Origin of the sequence: Paenibacillus sp. LX16 (assembly GCF_036252815.1) — a bacterium.
In the GTDB taxonomy this organism is placed as follows: Bacteria; Bacillota; Bacilli; order Paenibacillales; family Paenibacillaceae; genus Paenibacillus; species Paenibacillus polymyxa_B.
In genome coordinates this window covers 3,267,424-3,282,305 of sequence record NZ_CP141152.1, presented here as the reverse complement: position 1 = coordinate 3,282,305, position 14,882 = coordinate 3,267,424, and the positions used below count along the sequence as shown (strand labels likewise).

15 protein-coding genes are annotated in these 14,882 nt (G+C 47.9%); 10 read left to right on the top strand and 5 right to left on the bottom strand.

What is annotated here, in order from left to right; genetic code table 11:
* Window positions 1-55: 55 nt before the first annotated feature.
* Complete coding sequence (locus T3H97_RS14360; RefSeq protein ID WP_328800070.1) at window positions 56-1,474, top strand: STM4012 family radical SAM protein; 1,419 nt, start codon at window positions 56-58, stop codon at window positions 1,472-1,474.
* A complete protein-coding gene (locus T3H97_RS14355; protein ID WP_328800069.1) occupies window positions 1,471-2,385 on the top strand; it encodes an STM4011 family radical SAM protein in 915 nt (304 codons plus the stop codon). The genes T3H97_RS14360 and T3H97_RS14355 overlap by 4 nt, the downstream gene beginning before the upstream one ends.
* Window positions 2,386-2,520: 135 nt before the next feature.
* Here T3H97_RS14355 and T3H97_RS14350 read toward each other — a convergent pair whose 3' ends face one another.
* From T3H97_RS14350 to T3H97_RS14335, 4 genes are all read right to left on the bottom strand, one after another.
* A complete protein-coding gene (locus T3H97_RS14350; RefSeq protein WP_013310599.1) occupies window positions 2,521-2,799 on the bottom strand; it encodes a YxcD family protein in 279 nt (92 codons plus the stop codon).
* A gap of 3 nt (window positions 2,800-2,802) precedes the next feature.
* Entirely contained in the window at window positions 2,803-3,258 is a 456-nt protein-coding gene (locus T3H97_RS14345; protein WP_328800068.1) for a hypothetical protein, read from the bottom strand.
* Between the two features lie 151 nt (window positions 3,259-3,409).
* Window positions 3,410-3,982, bottom strand: a complete 573-nt coding sequence (locus T3H97_RS14340; protein WP_013310597.1) for a PadR family transcriptional regulator — start codon at window positions 3,980-3,982, stop codon at window positions 3,410-3,412.
* A 251-nt stretch (window positions 3,983-4,233) separates the two neighbouring features.
* Window positions 4,234-4,797 carry a beta-class carbonic anhydrase gene (locus tag T3H97_RS14335; protein WP_061831592.1) on the bottom strand — a complete coding sequence of 188 codons (564 nt, stop codon included), beginning with the start codon at window positions 4,795-4,797 and terminating at the stop codon, window positions 4,234-4,236.
* Window positions 4,798-4,970: 173 nt separating this feature from the next.
* Between T3H97_RS14335 and T3H97_RS14330 the strand changes: the two genes are divergently transcribed.
* From T3H97_RS14330 to T3H97_RS14310, 5 genes are all read left to right on the top strand, one after another.
* Window positions 4,971-6,488, top strand: coding sequence for a carboxypeptidase M32 (locus T3H97_RS14330; RefSeq protein ID WP_328800067.1), 1,518 nt, complete (start codon window positions 4,971-4,973; stop codon window positions 6,486-6,488).
* A gap of 146 nt (window positions 6,489-6,634) precedes the next feature.
* Complete coding sequence (locus T3H97_RS14325; protein WP_328800066.1) at window positions 6,635-7,723, top strand: ABC transporter substrate-binding protein; 1,089 nt, start codon at window positions 6,635-6,637, stop codon at window positions 7,721-7,723.
* Window positions 7,720-8,532 carry an ABC transporter ATP-binding protein gene (locus T3H97_RS14320; protein WP_328800065.1) on the top strand — a complete coding sequence of 271 codons (813 nt, stop codon included), beginning with the start codon at window positions 7,720-7,722 and terminating at the stop codon, window positions 8,530-8,532. Before T3H97_RS14325 ends, T3H97_RS14320 begins: the two co-directional genes overlap by 4 nt.
* Before the next feature lie 8 nt (window positions 8,533-8,540).
* A complete protein-coding gene (locus T3H97_RS14315) occupies window positions 8,541-9,374 on the top strand; it encodes an ABC transporter permease (RefSeq protein ID WP_013310592.1) in 834 nt (277 codons plus the stop codon).
* 119 nt (window positions 9,375-9,493) lie between these two features.
* A complete protein-coding gene (locus tag T3H97_RS14310) occupies window positions 9,494-10,450 on the top strand; it encodes an aromatic acid exporter family protein (RefSeq protein ID WP_023989050.1) in 957 nt (318 codons plus the stop codon).
* Between the two features lie 21 nt (window positions 10,451-10,471).
* Here the strand turns inward: T3H97_RS14310 and T3H97_RS14305 are convergent, their stop codons facing one another.
* A complete protein-coding gene (locus T3H97_RS14305; RefSeq protein ID WP_328800064.1) occupies window positions 10,472-11,788 on the bottom strand; it encodes an amino acid permease in 1,317 nt (438 codons plus the stop codon).
* Between the two features lie 115 nt (window positions 11,789-11,903).
* Here T3H97_RS14305 and T3H97_RS14300 point away from each other — a divergent pair, with 115 nt between their 5' ends.
* The 3 genes from T3H97_RS14300 (at window position 11,904) to T3H97_RS14290 (ending at window position 14,850) form a co-directional block, all read left to right on the top strand.
* Window positions 11,904-12,800, top strand: coding sequence for a LysR family transcriptional regulator (locus T3H97_RS14300; protein WP_328800063.1), 897 nt, complete (start codon window positions 11,904-11,906; stop codon window positions 12,798-12,800).
* A 126-nt stretch (window positions 12,801-12,926) separates the two neighbouring features.
* Window positions 12,927-13,484: an outer spore coat protein CotE gene (locus T3H97_RS14295; protein WP_013310588.1), complete on the top strand. Its 558-nt coding sequence runs from the start codon at window positions 12,927-12,929 to the stop codon at window positions 13,482-13,484.
* Between the two features lie 130 nt (window positions 13,485-13,614).
* Window positions 13,615-14,850, top strand: a complete 1,236-nt coding sequence (locus T3H97_RS14290) for a putative amidoligase domain-containing protein (RefSeq protein WP_328800062.1) — start codon at window positions 13,615-13,617, stop codon at window positions 14,848-14,850.
* Window positions 14,851-14,882: the final 32 nt, after the last annotated feature.

Genomic DNA, 14,882 nt, shown 5'->3' with positions numbered 1-14,882 from the left:
TAGATTGCACTGGTAAAATATCAAGAAATCAATCCAGCGCGAGGAAGGAGCAGAAATGAAAGCCATGAATCTGAATCACTCGCATCCAACGGGTGCGGTAGCCCCTGAGATAGACACAAACTTAGCACCATCTGGGTTTCAGTGGCCTGAAACTCCTACTGAATGGGCACGCACGATCCGTGAAGCTCCCTATCGCTCCTATCTGTACTCTTACCCGCATAAAACGGCCTATCGTTCGTTTGATACACCGCTTTCATTGCAGGAGTTGTGGGAAAAGGAGGAGTTAGAAAGCTATTTTTTGTATATGCATATTCCGTTTTGCGCGGCTCGCTGTGGATTTTGTAACCTCTTCACTTTGCCGGACAAGCGTCTGGATGTACATAAGGAGTATGTGGATGCGCTAGAAAGACAAGCCAAGCAATGGGCACCCATTATGGGCCGTCGGCCTTTTTCGCGTTTTGCGATCGGCGGCGGTACACCGACCTTACTGGAAGCTCCTTTGGTGGAGCGTTTGTTTGACATTGCAGAAAATATTATGGGACTGGACCCTAAACGAGCTTCTATTTCGGTAGAAACCTCTCCCGATACTGTGACTGAGGATAGGTTGGAGGTGCTCAAGCGCCGCGGGACAGATCGTGTCAGCATGGGAATTCAGAGCTTTGTGGAATCAGAAAGTGCCGCCATTTACCGACCTCAGAAGCCCAAACTTGTTAGAGAAGCACTTGAGCGGCTGGTGGAATACAACTTTCCTTTGCTGAACGTGGATCTGATCTATGGCCTGCCTGGTCAAACAGTGGAAACCTGGCTGTATTCTTTAGAGGAAGCACTGTCTTACTCGCCAGGAGAGATTTTTCTTTATCCGCTATATATTAGAGAAAATACGATTTTAAAGCCAGGCTATACCGGGCTGGATCATGATATTCGTCTTAGCTTGTATGAAGTGGCGCGCGAACGGCTCAAACAGGCAGGATATGTACAATATTCCATGCGCCGTTTTGCTAAAAATGATGGTTTATCCAGCAAAGAGCTTTTGCCCTATAGTTGTCAGGAGGAAGGTATGGCTGGTCTGGGGTGTGGTGCACGCTCCTATACACGCAATGTTCACTATGCCAGCCGTTATGGTGTTAGTGCAGCAGCTACGCGTAGTATTATCGCAGATTATGTTACTGCGGAACGTCATGATCTGGCTGACTACGGCTTTATTCTAGATGCGGATGAGAGTAAGCGACGTTTTATCCTGAAGGCGCTTCTTCATGGGGAAGGTTTGGAGCTATCGGCCTATGCAGAGCGCTTCGATGTATCCCTGTCGGACGATTTTACGGGAATGTCATTGCTGCTAGAATCCGGTATGGCTGTCGTCGAGGAGGGCACGCTGCGCCTTACAGAGGAAGGAATGGCCTATTCCGATGCGATTGGGGACTGGATGATCTCCACGTCAGTACGTGAGCGCATGGAAGGATATGTAGGCGCATGAGAGCGACCTTATATTATCGCGGTTCGTTGACCTCATGCAACTATACATGCCCATACTGCCCGTTCAGTAAGAACGTTGATAGTCGGGAAACGTTGAACAAGGATCGGGCCCAGTTGGAACGTTTTTCCGATTGGGTACGGGAACAGGGCGCTCTGGGGTATCGTCTCTCTATTTTTTTTAATCCGTATGGAGAAGCCTTGATTCATTCCTGGTATCGCAAGACCATGATTGAGTTTTCCCACATGGCACATGTGGAAAAAGTGGCGGTACAGACGAATCTATCGACTAAGCTGGATTGGACGAAAGAACTGAACCCGGAGACTGCTGCGCTGTGGGCTACATATCACCCTGGAGAGACGAAAGAGCAAGTTTTTATATCGCAGGCTATGATGCTATATGAACTTGGTATTTCCTATAGTGTCGGTACCGTCGGGTTAAGACAAGCATTTCCGGCTATTCGTTCCTTGCGATCACAACTTCCAAGGGATGTTTATTTGTGGATCAACGCCTACAAGGATCGACCACATTATTATACAGATGCTGAGGTTGCTGAATTGTCTGCAATTGACCCTTATTTTCAATGGAATTTGCAGGATTACAGTAGTCAGGGGCGGGCATGTCGCGCCGGTGAAGATGTATTTTATGTCCAGGGTGACGGAAGAGTAAAGCACTGCTATCAGGATCGACGGGTGCTTGGACACTTATACAGGGATGGTCTTGAGGGTCTGAGTGGCAAACGTCCGTGCCGGATGAAAGAATGCGGCTGCTATATCGGCTATATTCATATGGAGGAGCAGCCGTTTCGGGAAATGTACGGTAGTGGCTTACTCGAAAGGGTGCCGCAGGTACAGCTATCTCCGGCTCCATCATTTAGCAGACAGGCTATTCATAGAGCAAATGAATCCATATAACAAGGTACGTCCGCGTCTAAATGTAATACATGGCACCTTGATCTATTAGAAAAACGATCAACAAAAAACCGACCCTTGCCATCAAGCAAAGGTCGGTTCTTTTGTAACTCTATACGACTGTTCTATGCGAAATAATCAAGTTTGGACAATAGCAGTAATTTCTTCATCCAGATCCAATCTGATTTGTTCGCGATAGGCACGAATATTGTATTCAGAATACAGGTATCTCAGAATGGCTTCTATCATATTGGCTTCCACCAGATATTGACTGCGGCCCTGTACATGGACTTCTGCTGAATAGCCTGTATCCTCTTCCCAGCTTAATTCTACTGTCACATCAGTGGGCTGGACACCTTTGCGTTCAGCCATATGCAAGCAAATAGCGTTGACAATCTCATCCATACTCAAAATCATAGCTTAGTAACGTCCTCCGCGGGAATCATCTGGTCTGCGACGATTTTTAATAGCACGGTAGATACCTACTCCGACCATAATCAGGACGTAAATAGCGAGAACGTTAACAGCAAGGCCAAGCAAGCTGCCCAATGCGCCCATGTTACCAAACAATCCGCCGAAGAGCATACCTGCTAAACCGCCCAGCATCATACCTTTCAGGAATCCGCCGCCACCGCCAAGGAATCCACCAGTTCTGCTTGTATTCCCAGCAGTTGCTCCTGACTTGGTTCCGCTATCTGACTTATTGACGCCACTGCTGTCATTTGCCTTGCTTGGTGTAGATTGGTATGATTTAGGCCCGGATTTAAACCCGCCGCCTCGCCTTGCATCAGCTGTAGATGGTGCGATCATAGCAATGAGTAGGGTAAAAGCCATCATCAGCATCATCATATTTTTCAAAGTGAATGTTTTTTTCATGTAAATATATCCCCCTTAGTAAATTTTTTTATAGGTCAAACAACCGCTTACCAGTAATACGAATGGCATGGAAAAGGGTTTCAAAGAATTTTAATTTTTAAAAATTAAATAATAACGCCCATAAATCCTATGCATGGATTGGTAAAAGCATTCAGCTTTGCGGCTTAAGTGAAAACGGATTAGTATCCGCGCTGACATCACCGGCAAGCAGCATGCGCAGAACCATTTGGCACCATTCCAGACCTGCTTTAGCATTCAAAAGTCCTTTTTGTACTAAAATATAGTCACCAAAGTTCTTACTGCCAAAATGTAAATTCTCTGCGGGAATGTCGTTCAGAATATCCTCAAGATGCTGGATTTTCTGAATAAAATGACGTTTGCGTTCCTCCAGCATACGATTGGCACTACTTTTGTCCGTCAACCAAAGACAGAAAAGTCGAAGACTTAATTCATCCCGTGTAACCGGAGCAGCTAACGCTTCCTGGGACCATTGCTGAAGCATATGGATTCCCTTGTCGGTAATGGTATACATTTTCTTATCAGGCTTGTCGGACTGCTGAATCCAACGGGAGGCTAGCAGTTCCTTGCTCTCCATACGGGCCAGTAGTGGATAGATCTGACTGTGCTTGGCCTGCCAAAAAGGCTGGATACGCAACATCAGATCATAGCCGGAGGATTCCTCTCTTGCGAGAAGCCCCAACAGACCATACGATAGTAAATTCATAGATCTTATCTCCTTCATCCATCATAGTAACGGTTGTAACAGCACTGCGGCAGGTATTCTGCAGCTTCATGAAAAGTGTACACTGAAACTGTATGGTTTGACAACTTTCAGACAGGTCGTTCACAGGTTAGCCAAAATTGACTCCTGTCATTCTCCACGTATATGCGCTTTTTTTCATAAAAAAGGGTAGTTTAGGCTCGTACGTACGAGCTTAAACTACCCTGTTAACTTTCTGCCGAAGCGTATCCTATTTACTGTTCATTCCCGTCAACGACAAGCGTTAACGCTCCTGTATCTGGATGAATAACCATACCGTGAACGGGGGCATTAGGGGGGAGAAGCGGGTGATTTTTAATAAGCTTCACGGTAGTTCTTACCCCTTCCTCAATGTTATCAAAACCTTTTAACCATTTATTTAGCTTAATGCCTGAATTTTCTAATGTGTTCAGCACTTCCTGAGAAATTCCGCGATCGAGCATTTCATTGACCATGTGGTCTGCATTTAATGCAGCCATGCCGCATTCATAATGGCCTACGACGACGACTTCGTCTGCTCCCAGCTCATACAGGGCGACGAGCACACTGCGCATTACGCTTCCAAAGGGCTGTGAAATAATCGCACCCGCATTTTTGATGATTTTAACATCACCGTTGCGCAGGTTCATAGCTTTTGGGAGCAACTCCGTTAGCCGTGTATCCATACAGGTGATAATGACCATTTTTTTATTGGGGAACTTGCCCGTTCTATAGGCCTCGTATTCTTTGTTTTCTACGAAAACACGATTGTACTCTAAAATTTCTTTGATGTGATCCACGATTGTTCCCTCCAGATTCTAATAAAGTTTGATATGTACAGTCCAACGTTTGTTTTAGGTCGTAGGAGCTGGTCGTACATGTTGTGTGTTGATTATACTTTTTAATATAAGTATCATCAAGTATAGGTATTGTAAAGTTTTAACCATTTTAAGTTAAAGAGGTGACCTTAATTATGGCGCAACAGACGTTGGATCAATTGAATGCTTTAAAGGAACTTGCACACAAAATTAGTAGTTATGGCGAAGCAGTAGGCCTGCTGCACTGGGATTTACGGACGGGTGCTCCGCGCAAGGGCGTTGACATTCGGTCGGAGACGTTAGGTATGCTGTCCACTGAAATGTTCAAGCTGATGATCTCAGATGAGATGGGACAATTGCTGCAATTTTTTGCCGCAGAAGACAAGCTGGAGCAACTGGAGGGCAATGATCGCAGATTAGTGGAGGAATGCCGCAAAAATTATGACCTGAATCGCTCGGTTCCGGCAGACCGATACCGGGAGTATAGCATTCTTGCAGCACAGGCAGAGAGCAAGTGGGAGGACGCAAAGGAACATAGCGATTTTGCCGGATTTGAACCCTACTTGTCTAAAATCGTAGACATGAAGCGTGAATTTATCGGCTACTGGGGTGTTAAGGATACAGAGTATGACACGCTTTTGGATCAATATGAGCCGGGGATGACGGTTGATAAGCTGGATGCTGTGTTTGATCGTCTCAAAAAGCGCCTTCTACCACTATTGTCTAAAATTCAGGCTTCACCAAACCAGCCGGATAAGAGCTTTTTAGATGGTGTGTTTGATGTGAAGCAGCAGGAGAAGTTCAGCCTGTTCATTTTAGGACAGATGGGCTATGACTTTGATGCAGGTCGTTTGGACGAGAGCGTACATCCTTTCGCAACAGGATTAAATCCAGGTGATGTGCGTATAACAACACATTATCTGCAAGATGATGTAACCAGCGCTATTTTCAGTTCGTTGCATGAAGGAGGCCATGCGCTGTACGAACAAAATATTGCTCCTGAGCTGGCAGGATCACTACTGTCCGGAGGAACTTCTATGGGGATTCATGAATCCCAGTCCCGCTTGTGGGAAAATAAAATCGGACGCAGTCGTGCTTTTTGGGCTCGGTATTACGATGATTTGCAAAAGCATTTTCCTGATCGTTTGGCGAAGGTTACGGCAGATCAATTTTATCGGGCAGTCAACCGTGTGGAAAATTCACTGATTCGTATTGAAGCGGATGAGCTGACATATAATTTACATATCATTATCCGTTATGAAATTGAAAAAATGTTGTTTAATGAAAAGCTGGATGTGAAGCGCCTCCCCGAGGTGTGGAATGCGAAATATAAGGAATACCTGGGGCTTCTTCCACCGAATGACGGGCTGGGCGTACTTCAGGACGTTCACTGGTCTGGTGGTGATTTTGGTTATTTTGCTTCTTACTCGCTTGGCAATATGTATGCAGCGCAAATTTTGGCGACGCTACGCAAGGAGTTGCCAAATCTGGAGGAGTTGATTGCCGCTGGAGAGCTTGAGCCAATCAAGCAATGGCTGACCGAACGGATTTATCGTTACGGCAAGAGCCGGACGCCGTCCGAGTTAATTGTAGCCATTACGGGCGAGGAGCTGAACCCGGATTATCTCGCCGACTATCTGGAAGAGAAATATACCTCCATATACAAGCTGTGATTTAGAAACTCTAAAGTAATCATATATGCATCTACCCCGCGTTCCTTGGGCGAACGCGGGGTTTTTGTATGAGATTAACGATTATATCGACAGCCGCATAACAATATATGAAGTCAACGATGTAAAAAGGTGGGGAGGGAACAAGGATGAAAAACGGCGCTCGTTTCAAAGCTGTGGTGGCTGCGGCACTACTCGGATTACTGTTGCTCAGTGGGTGCGCCCCTAAAGGGGAGCAGACGATTGAGATCAGACTGGGCGAGGTAGCCCGTACGGTCTTTTATGCGCCGCAGTATGTAGCCTTGAGCCAGGGAATGTTTGCTCAGGAGGGACTAGATGTCCAATTGGCAACGATTCCCGGGGGTGACAAGGCGATGACGGCGTTGTTGTCCAATCAGGCGGATATCGCGCTGATCGGCGCGGAAACATCTATTTATGTGTATCAGCAAGGGGCAGAGGACCCTATCATTAATTTTGCCCAACTGACACAGAAGGATGGAACCTTTTTGTTTGCCCGTCAAACGCAGGATAGCTTTGAATGGGAAAAGCTGAAAGGACAAAATTTTTTGGGGCAACGCAAGGGCGGAATGCCGCAAATGTCACTTGAATTTACGCTTCGCAAACACGGCATTGATCCTCACAAGGATCTGAAGCTGATTCAAAATATTGATTTTGCTAATGTTGCCTCTGCTTTCGGCTCAGGTACAGGGGATTATGTGCAGCTGTTTGAGCCACAGGCATCTATTTTTGAAAAGGAAGGTCGTGGGCGGGTTGTTGCCTCTATCGGTGTGGAGAGCGGCGAGTTGCCGTATACGGTATATATGGCTAAGCAAAGCTACCTGAACACAAATAGCGAGGCTGCACAGAAATTTACAAATGCTGTATATCGGGCACAACAGTGGATTGCTACGCATTCACCTGAACAGATTGCCGAAGCAATCACGCCCTATTTTAAAGATACAGATTTAGCTATTTTGACGAGTAGTATCAAGCGATATAAGGAACAGAGTACCTATGCTTTGAACCCGATGATTGAGGAAAAGGAATGGAAGAACTTACAAGATGTCATGACCTCGGCAGGGGAGCTTAAAAGTCCGGTTGCACTAGATAAGCTAGTGAACCCAAGCTTTGCACAACAAGCGATTTCGTCAAGCTCTACCGGGAATACTGAACCGCCTGTGAAAAAGAGCACAGCTGAATCTACGGATGCAGATGTCGGTGCTGGAGGCTCGTCATGATGGAGGAACGGAGTGGTCTAACTTCGGACGCTACCAGCCCGATGGTGAGACTGGAGCACGTGACGCATGTCTATGTAACGGATCGTGAAGCTTCGCTGGCGGTTGAGAATATTGATTTTTCCGTAGAGACAGGGGAGTTTGTCAGCTTGGTCGGTCCAAGCGGCTGCGGCAAAACGACGATCCTGTCCATGATCGCCGGACTGCTGCGTCCAGCGGCAGGCCAAGTTATGCTGCAAGGTCAGCCGGTAAGTGGCCCGAGCCCTGAGGTCGGTTACATGTTGCAGCAGGATTATCTGTTCCCGTGGCGGACGATCATGGATAACGCATTGTTGGGTCTGGAACTAGGCAACAGAGTAGATGAAGCTGCGCGTGAGCGGACACGGCTGTTGCTGGAAGGCATGGGTCTGGGAGGGAAGGAGCATCTGCATCCATCCCAGCTGTCTGGGGGAATGCGCCAGCGCGTGGCGCTGGTACGGACGCTGGCGACCAATCCGGGACTGCTGCTGCTGGATGAGCCGTTCTCCGCGCTGGATTATCAAACCAAGCTACAGCTGGAAGATCTGATTGCGGAAACCTTGCGCGAGCGGAGAAAGACGGCTATTTTAGTCACACATGATTTGGCCGAGGCCATTGCGGTCAGTGACCGGATTATAGTGATGGGTCGAAATCCGGGTCATATCCGACGTACCTTCGAGATTCCGGATTGCATCCGAGAAGCTCAGCCTTTTTATGCACGCGAGCAGCCGGGTTTTAATGAGCTTTTTCATGAAATATGGGGTGAACTGGAGGCTTCGGGAGCAAAGGAGTGAGTTAACATATGAAGGACGAAGCGGATCAGCTTGAGCAACGTTGGATTCAAGGACTACATCAGGCGTATTTACGCAGCAGGCGTTCGCAACGATGGTTAGTGACAGGTGTCCAGACAGCTATTTTACTGCTTTTGTTTGTGCTATGGGAAATTGCAGGCCGTTTGAAGTGGATTGATGTACTGCTGTTCAGCTATCCAAGCAAAATTTTCACCCAGATCGGTAAGGATGCGGTCAGTGGTGAATTATGGGGACATGTAGGTGTCACCGTGGGAGAGACGATGGCGGGGTTTTTACTCGGTACACTGTTAGGTACGTTGCTGGCTGTACTTATTTGGTGGTCACCGTTTTTGTCGAGGGTGCTTGATCCCTATATGGTCGTGTTCAACAGTATGCCTAAGGTGGCGCTAGGTCCAATTTTTATCGTCATGTTTGGGGCGGGATTTACTGCTATCCTAATGACAACCCTCTCCATTACGGTCATCATTACGACACTAGTCGTATACAACAGCTTTCAGGAAGTCGATTCGAATCTGATCAAAGTGGTTCGCACGTTTGGCGGATCACGCCGTGATACGTTTCAAAAGGTGATTTTACCTGCATCCTTTCCTGCAATCGTCTCTACGCTGAAAGTGAATGTCGGTATGGCATGGGTTGGCGTGATTGTTGGTGAATTTCTGGTGGCTAAAAACGGCTTAGGCTATTTGATTATCTATGGTTTTCAGGTATTCAATTTCACGCTGGTTATGTCGAGTTTGTTAATCATTGCTGTCGTAGCTACACTGATGTATCAGGCGGTCGTGTATGTGGAGCATCGTCTGCTTTCCGGTCGTCCTCATCGGTAATAATAAAATTTCTGAACATTTGTGTAAAACGTGAAAATAAAGTACCATGAAAAATGAAAATACTTAAAATTTATGAAAATGCTAAAACAGATTTCATCTAGAGAGGACAGAATTTTTTCATGGGCTTTCGTACGATTAAAACGGCTATTGCCGCATTAATGGCCGTACTTATTGCGGAGGGTTTTGGCATTCATGGAGCCACCTCAGCAGGGCTTTTAGCGATTTTGGGGGTAGATGTCACACGCAAGAGAAGTCTCCGTACCATTTCGGCGAGATTTTTTGCATCCGTCGTGGGGCTTCTTTTTGCTTGTGTTTTGTTTGTAGTATTCGGATTCCATGATTGGGTACTGGCATTATATATTTTAACGGCGTTTCCAGTCATTGTACGGGTGGGCTTTAAAGAAGGGATCGTCACCGGTTCGGTCGTAGTTTTTCGCGTATTCAGTGGCGGCGTGATTGATATGGAGGTACTGCTGACCCAGCTAGCTCTGCTAGTGATTGGACTGGGTTCCGCGATGATTGTCAATTTAGCCTATATGCCGGGTTCTGATAATACAATGCAACAAATTCGGCAGGAGGTGGATCGGACATTTTCTGTTATATTCAGAAACATGGCCAATACGCTGCGTAGTCCAGCATACATATGGGATGGCAAGGAAGTTATTGAAGCGAACAGCGTGATAGCCAAAGGGGTTACTGAGGCGGGGCGTTCCTTGGAAAATCAGATGCTTCGTCCCCAAGAGGGCTGGAATGTGTATTTTTATATGCGAAAAGAACAGTTGGATTCGATCCAAAACATGATGCAGTTGATCGCACAAATGTATCAGCATATGCCGCAGGCCAAGCTTCTTGCCGAGCTGTTCGACCAGCTTAGCAATGACGTTTTGGCAGGTCATTATACGGGGCAGACCGAGAAGTTGCTAGAGCAGGTTCGTGAAGAATTTAAAGCAATGGAGCTTCCCGCAACCCGGGAGGAATTTGAGATTCGCTCGGCATTATTGCAGCTTACACATGAACTTCATCAGTATTTGAAAATTGCGAAAAAGGACAAGGCCCCTACTCCAGTAAAAAATTAGAGTAAAGGCCTTGAGCGGCTACTATCCATGACGGACAGTAGCCTTTTCTTGTTCAGTAATGGTAGAAGCCGAATGATTCAAAGTCCGTTTGTGCCGAATTCGGTCTGTGATCCATAAGACAGCGGTGATCAGGCAAGGGTACAGCATAGCCCATCCGACAAAGGGGAAAACGATCGCCGTAGAGATGAACGATATCCAACTAATGGAAACGCCCCAGCGACTACCACGTAGAAGCTTAATTCCTGCTGCACAACCGCCGAGATAGGTCAGAATAAAGGTGGCGTTCGGGAACTGGATCAGGTTAGTGAGTGAAACAGTACCACTACCGTACAACACCATAATGATCACGAAGCAGATGCTAAGAAAAGCAATGCCCCCGATAGGGGTATGGAATCGTTGGGATAACATGGCCATCCAGCGAAAGGCCTGTCCTTGCCGGGATAAAGCATAAGCGACACGTGAAGCGGCACCAACGTAAGCAATAATAGTAGCAGTACAAATAAAGATACCCGTCAAGCCTGCAATTATCGCGCCCCATGGCCCGATAGCCCGACTAATCACCCATACGAGTGAAGCATCCGAATCCCCTGCAAGGTAACTTTGTGTGCCCACAGTAGCCAGCGCAGTTAAGAAATAAAGCAAACCGACAATGACGGCTGCAATGGTCACACCTCTAACGGCCGCCCGCCGGGGATTGGTGAATTCCTCTGACATATGGGACACGGCCTCCCAACCGATAAAGCACCAAAACAGAATCGCGGCCGCTTGACCGACGGAGAGCCAGCCATGTGGAACAAACGGGGTGAAGTGGACTGTTTTCATCTGAGGAAGTGCTGCGGCAATGGCGAATATAAGGACGGCTACGATAGCTATGACGACTGCGATCTGAATACGTCCCGCGACCTTCATGCCGATCCAGTTGATGATCAGGCCCACCGCCAGCATAGCAGCGGCTAACATCATGCGGCTTTCCTCTCCCCACCCCATGGCTGCGGTCATATAGCCGGCTCCGGTGAGTGCGGCAACAGGTGCCCCAATCGGAACTGACATGAGAAAAAACCACCCGATATAAGCACCGGCACGTGGTGAAAAGGCCAACGTGACAAAATGCGATACCCCTCCCGCATTCGGAAATTTGGCAGATAGAAGACCCATGGAAAGTGCCATTGGCAAGATGAGCAGGGTCATAAAACCCCATGCCAGCAGCGATGCCGGCCCCGCCATTTGGGCTGCAAGACCAGGCACAATCAATATCCCCGAACCCAGTACAGCTCCGATATAGAGTGCAATGGCCTGTGGAAGACCAATGGTAGATTGAAGTTTACTTTCATTTGACATGCAGAAAAGCCTTCTTTCTCTTGTTATTTTCTCCAGCTTATCAGATAATCAATCTATCGGAAAAACGGAATATAACGATTGCTTGCATCGGAAAAACCGATTGAAGGAGCGGATTATGGAATCGCGGCATTTGTTTACCTTTTTAAATGTAGTTGAGGCAGGCAGTTTTACGCGAGCAGCGCGTATACTGGATTATGCACAGTCGAGTATCACTGCTCAAATTCAAGCGCTAGAGACAGAGTTGGGTACGCCGCTTTTTGATCGCATTGGCAAAAAAATCATGCTGACGGATGCCGGACGACGGCTGCTGCCCTATGCGCAGGAAATTTCCAAGATGCATGCTATGGCTAAGGATGCACTTCGTTCAGAAACAGAATTGGCGGGCACGCTGAAAATAGGAGCACCAGAGTCTCTGGCCGCTTTTCGTCTACCGAGTCTGATCCGTGAGTATAAAGAACGGTATCCGAAGGTTAAAATTGTCCTTAAACCCGGCGAATGCTGGGAATTACGCGATTTGATCCGTTCTGGTGAGCTGGATTTGGCTTTTTTGCTTCAGCCTGAGACGGAGGATAGAGAACTGAATGTCACCACGCTTATTCACGAGCCGATGGCCTTGGTTGCTCCACTTAAGCATTCGCTGGTTACTTATACCCGGGTAGAGCCTGCCGACTTGAAGGACGAAACCATTTTGCATACGGAGGCAGGATGTACGTACCGTATCCTTTTTGAGCAATATTTGAATAGACACGGTATTTTTTCAGACCCTAGCCTGGAATTTTGGAGTATTGAAGCCATCAAGCAGTGTGTCATGGCTGGATTGGGTATTGCGCTGCTTCCGCTGGTAACGGTACAAAATGAGCTGCGAGAAGGTAAAATGGCGCGTTTAGCCTGGGATGACAGTGAACAGCAGGTGGCTACTCAGGTCGCTTATCACACGAAAAAGTGGAAATCTCCGGCTCTTAGCGAATTTTTACAGATCGTTGAGCAGCATGTAACACATTGGCGTGCATGAGTTCAAGCCATCGCGGCATATGCTTATACAAATAATATTTTTTCCTTTTCGCCTATTCACTCAACATTCGCCCACAACCTGCATACATATGTATGGAATGATTGATTGTATGGAGGAGGTTCAAGAATGGCATTAAGTCATAAAAATCGTAGAGAGATTATTACCAAAGCGATCTGTGGTAAAGGTCGCAGATTCTCTACCGTAACCCATACCGTAACTCCGCCGAATAATCCGACGAGCATTTTAGGGGCATGGATTATTAACCACCAGTATGAAGCTGTGGCGGCGGGGGACGGCATTGAGGTCGTCGGGACGTATGATATCAATATTTGGTACTCATACGATAAAAACTCGCAGACCGATGTGGCCAAGGAAACGGTGTCGTACGTAGAAAATGTGCCGCTCTCGTATCTTGATCCGAAGCACCGGGCGTCTACAGTGGAAGTATCCGCCGAAGCTACACAGGAGCCGAGTTGCGTCGAGGCCAGTGTGTCTTCTGGAGGTGGCAGCGTAATGATCCGGGTCGAGCGGGAATTTGCGGTGGAGCTGGTGGCGGAAACGAAAATTGTTGTAGAAGTATTCCCGAATGGTAGTAGCGATGATTTTGACAAAGACTTTGATTTTGGAGCGGAAGAGGGGGACTATGAGGAGCTCGACCCCGACCTCATTGACGACGAGCTCTGACAGAAGTAACCAAAAAGAGGGCCGCTTTACTCTTTGCGCCGGCTGATTCTGCGCAGGGGGCAAAGGCCCTCCTTTTTTATTGTTTGGGTTGAAATTGGGATGAATCCGTACGTGGTTCGTAGGGGGGAATATGATGCAGCAGCCGGGACAGGCGCTCATACGCTTCAGACAGATGCCAAATGATGAAAAAAAGCGTAGACTGGAGCGTTCAGGCATAGCGATTCAGTGGACGGATAGCAGCCTAGCAGATTTTGCGATAGGCTACGCGGTGCAAATCCATCAACTGCGAGTGTTGGAAATTCGTAGACGTGCCATCGAAGGCCCTTCCAAAGTCCACGCATACGATCTGTCTGAACTGGATCAACACTCACCGCTCTATGTCCGGATGGAGCGGCTGGCTGTACGTGCATTGTACACACTGGGTTTGGACAGTGGTGAGGTGGTACTGACGCCGCTGGGGGAGCGCAGCTGTCAGGTGCGCGAAGTCTCGGCACAGCCATGGCTAAACGATAGACGTTTGGCCACGCTATATGAAATTGCTGCGCGCGAAGGGGATGTTGAGGGTGAGAATCTTTCAGCGCAACGAGGGAGAGATCGACTACTCATCGGAATGGACCCTGAATTTGTGCTGGTTCGTATGCCAGAGGGACGGGTCGTTCCGGCCTCAAGATATTTGGGGCGTCTCGGCATAGCCGGCTGCGATGCTGTTACGCGTCGAGGACGAACACTGTATCCAGTCGCTGAGCTTCGTCCTGCGCCGAGTGGAGATCCGGCCCGTCTGCTGATGCATCTGCGTCAAGCATTTGCAACCGCAGCCCGGCGCATTGCCGACCGCACACTCATCTGGCAGGCAGGGGGGATGCCGCAACCGGGTTTTCCGCTGGGCGGACATCTGCATTTCAGCGGGGTTTCGCTAAACGGTGCCTTGCTCCGGGCACTGGATAACTATTTGGCACTGCCTTTGGCGCTACTAGAAGACAAGCGTGCGGCTCGGCGCAGACCGCATTATGGCAATTTGGGTGATTTTCGCCGTCAGTCATATGGAGGCTTTGAATATCGTACACTGCCCAGTTTTCTTATCTCGCCACAGCTGGCGAAAGGTGTGATTGGAATGGCGTTTCTCATTGCTTCTCAATATCCGCGTTTGCAACGTAGGCCGCTGGGTGAGGAGGAGGCTCACAGAGCCTTTTATGAAGGAAATCAATTTGTGCTTAAGGAGTATATGGAACCTCTTATTTTGGATATGGTTTCACTGGAAATATACTCGCAATATGAAGCTTATGTAGCGCCATTGCTAGACAGCCTCCGCAAGGGGAAGCAGTGGGATGAATCACGGGATTTGCGCCCGTATTGGAAGCTTACGTAAAATCAAGTGCCGACACCCGGAATGGTTTCATG

What these genes read in the sequence shown, in the direction of transcription:
- T3H97_RS14360 (WP_328800070.1), top strand. Translation starts at nt 56, where the DNA reads ATGAAAGCCATGAATCTGAATCACTCGCATCCAACGGGTGCGGTAGCC.
- T3H97_RS14355 (WP_328800069.1), top strand. Translation starts at nt 1,471, where the DNA reads ATGAGAGCGACCTTATATTATCGCGGTTCGTTGACCTCATGCAACTAT.
- T3H97_RS14350 (WP_013310599.1), bottom strand. Translation starts at nt 2,799, where the DNA reads ATGATTTTGAGTATGGATGAGATTGTCAACGCTATTTGCTTGCATATG.
- T3H97_RS14345 (WP_328800068.1), bottom strand. Translation starts at nt 3,258, where the DNA reads ATGAAAAAAACATTCACTTTGAAAAATATGATGATGCTGATGATGGCT.
- T3H97_RS14340 (WP_013310597.1), bottom strand. Translation starts at nt 3,982, where the DNA reads ATGAATTTACTATCGTATGGTCTGTTGGGGCTTCTCGCAAGAGAGGAA.
- T3H97_RS14330 (WP_328800067.1), top strand. Translation starts at nt 4,971, where the DNA reads ATGGCGCAACAGACGTTGGATCAATTGAATGCTTTAAAGGAACTTGCA.
- T3H97_RS14325 (WP_328800066.1), top strand. Translation starts at nt 6,635, where the DNA reads ATGAAAAACGGCGCTCGTTTCAAAGCTGTGGTGGCTGCGGCACTACTC.
- T3H97_RS14320 (WP_328800065.1), top strand. Translation starts at nt 7,720, where the DNA reads ATGATGGAGGAACGGAGTGGTCTAACTTCGGACGCTACCAGCCCGATG.
- T3H97_RS14315 (WP_013310592.1), top strand. Translation starts at nt 8,541, where the DNA reads ATGAAGGACGAAGCGGATCAGCTTGAGCAACGTTGGATTCAAGGACTA.
- T3H97_RS14310 (WP_023989050.1), top strand. Translation starts at nt 9,494, where the DNA reads ATGGGCTTTCGTACGATTAAAACGGCTATTGCCGCATTAATGGCCGTA.
- T3H97_RS14305 (WP_328800064.1), bottom strand. Translation starts at nt 11,788, where the DNA reads ATGTCAAATGAAAGTAAACTTCAATCTACCATTGGTCTTCCACAGGCC.
- T3H97_RS14300 (WP_328800063.1), top strand. Translation starts at nt 11,904, where the DNA reads ATGGAATCGCGGCATTTGTTTACCTTTTTAAATGTAGTTGAGGCAGGC.
- T3H97_RS14295 (WP_013310588.1), top strand. Translation starts at nt 12,927, where the DNA reads ATGGCATTAAGTCATAAAAATCGTAGAGAGATTATTACCAAAGCGATC.
- T3H97_RS14290 (WP_328800062.1), top strand. Translation starts at nt 13,615, where the DNA reads ATGATGCAGCAGCCGGGACAGGCGCTCATACGCTTCAGACAGATGCCA.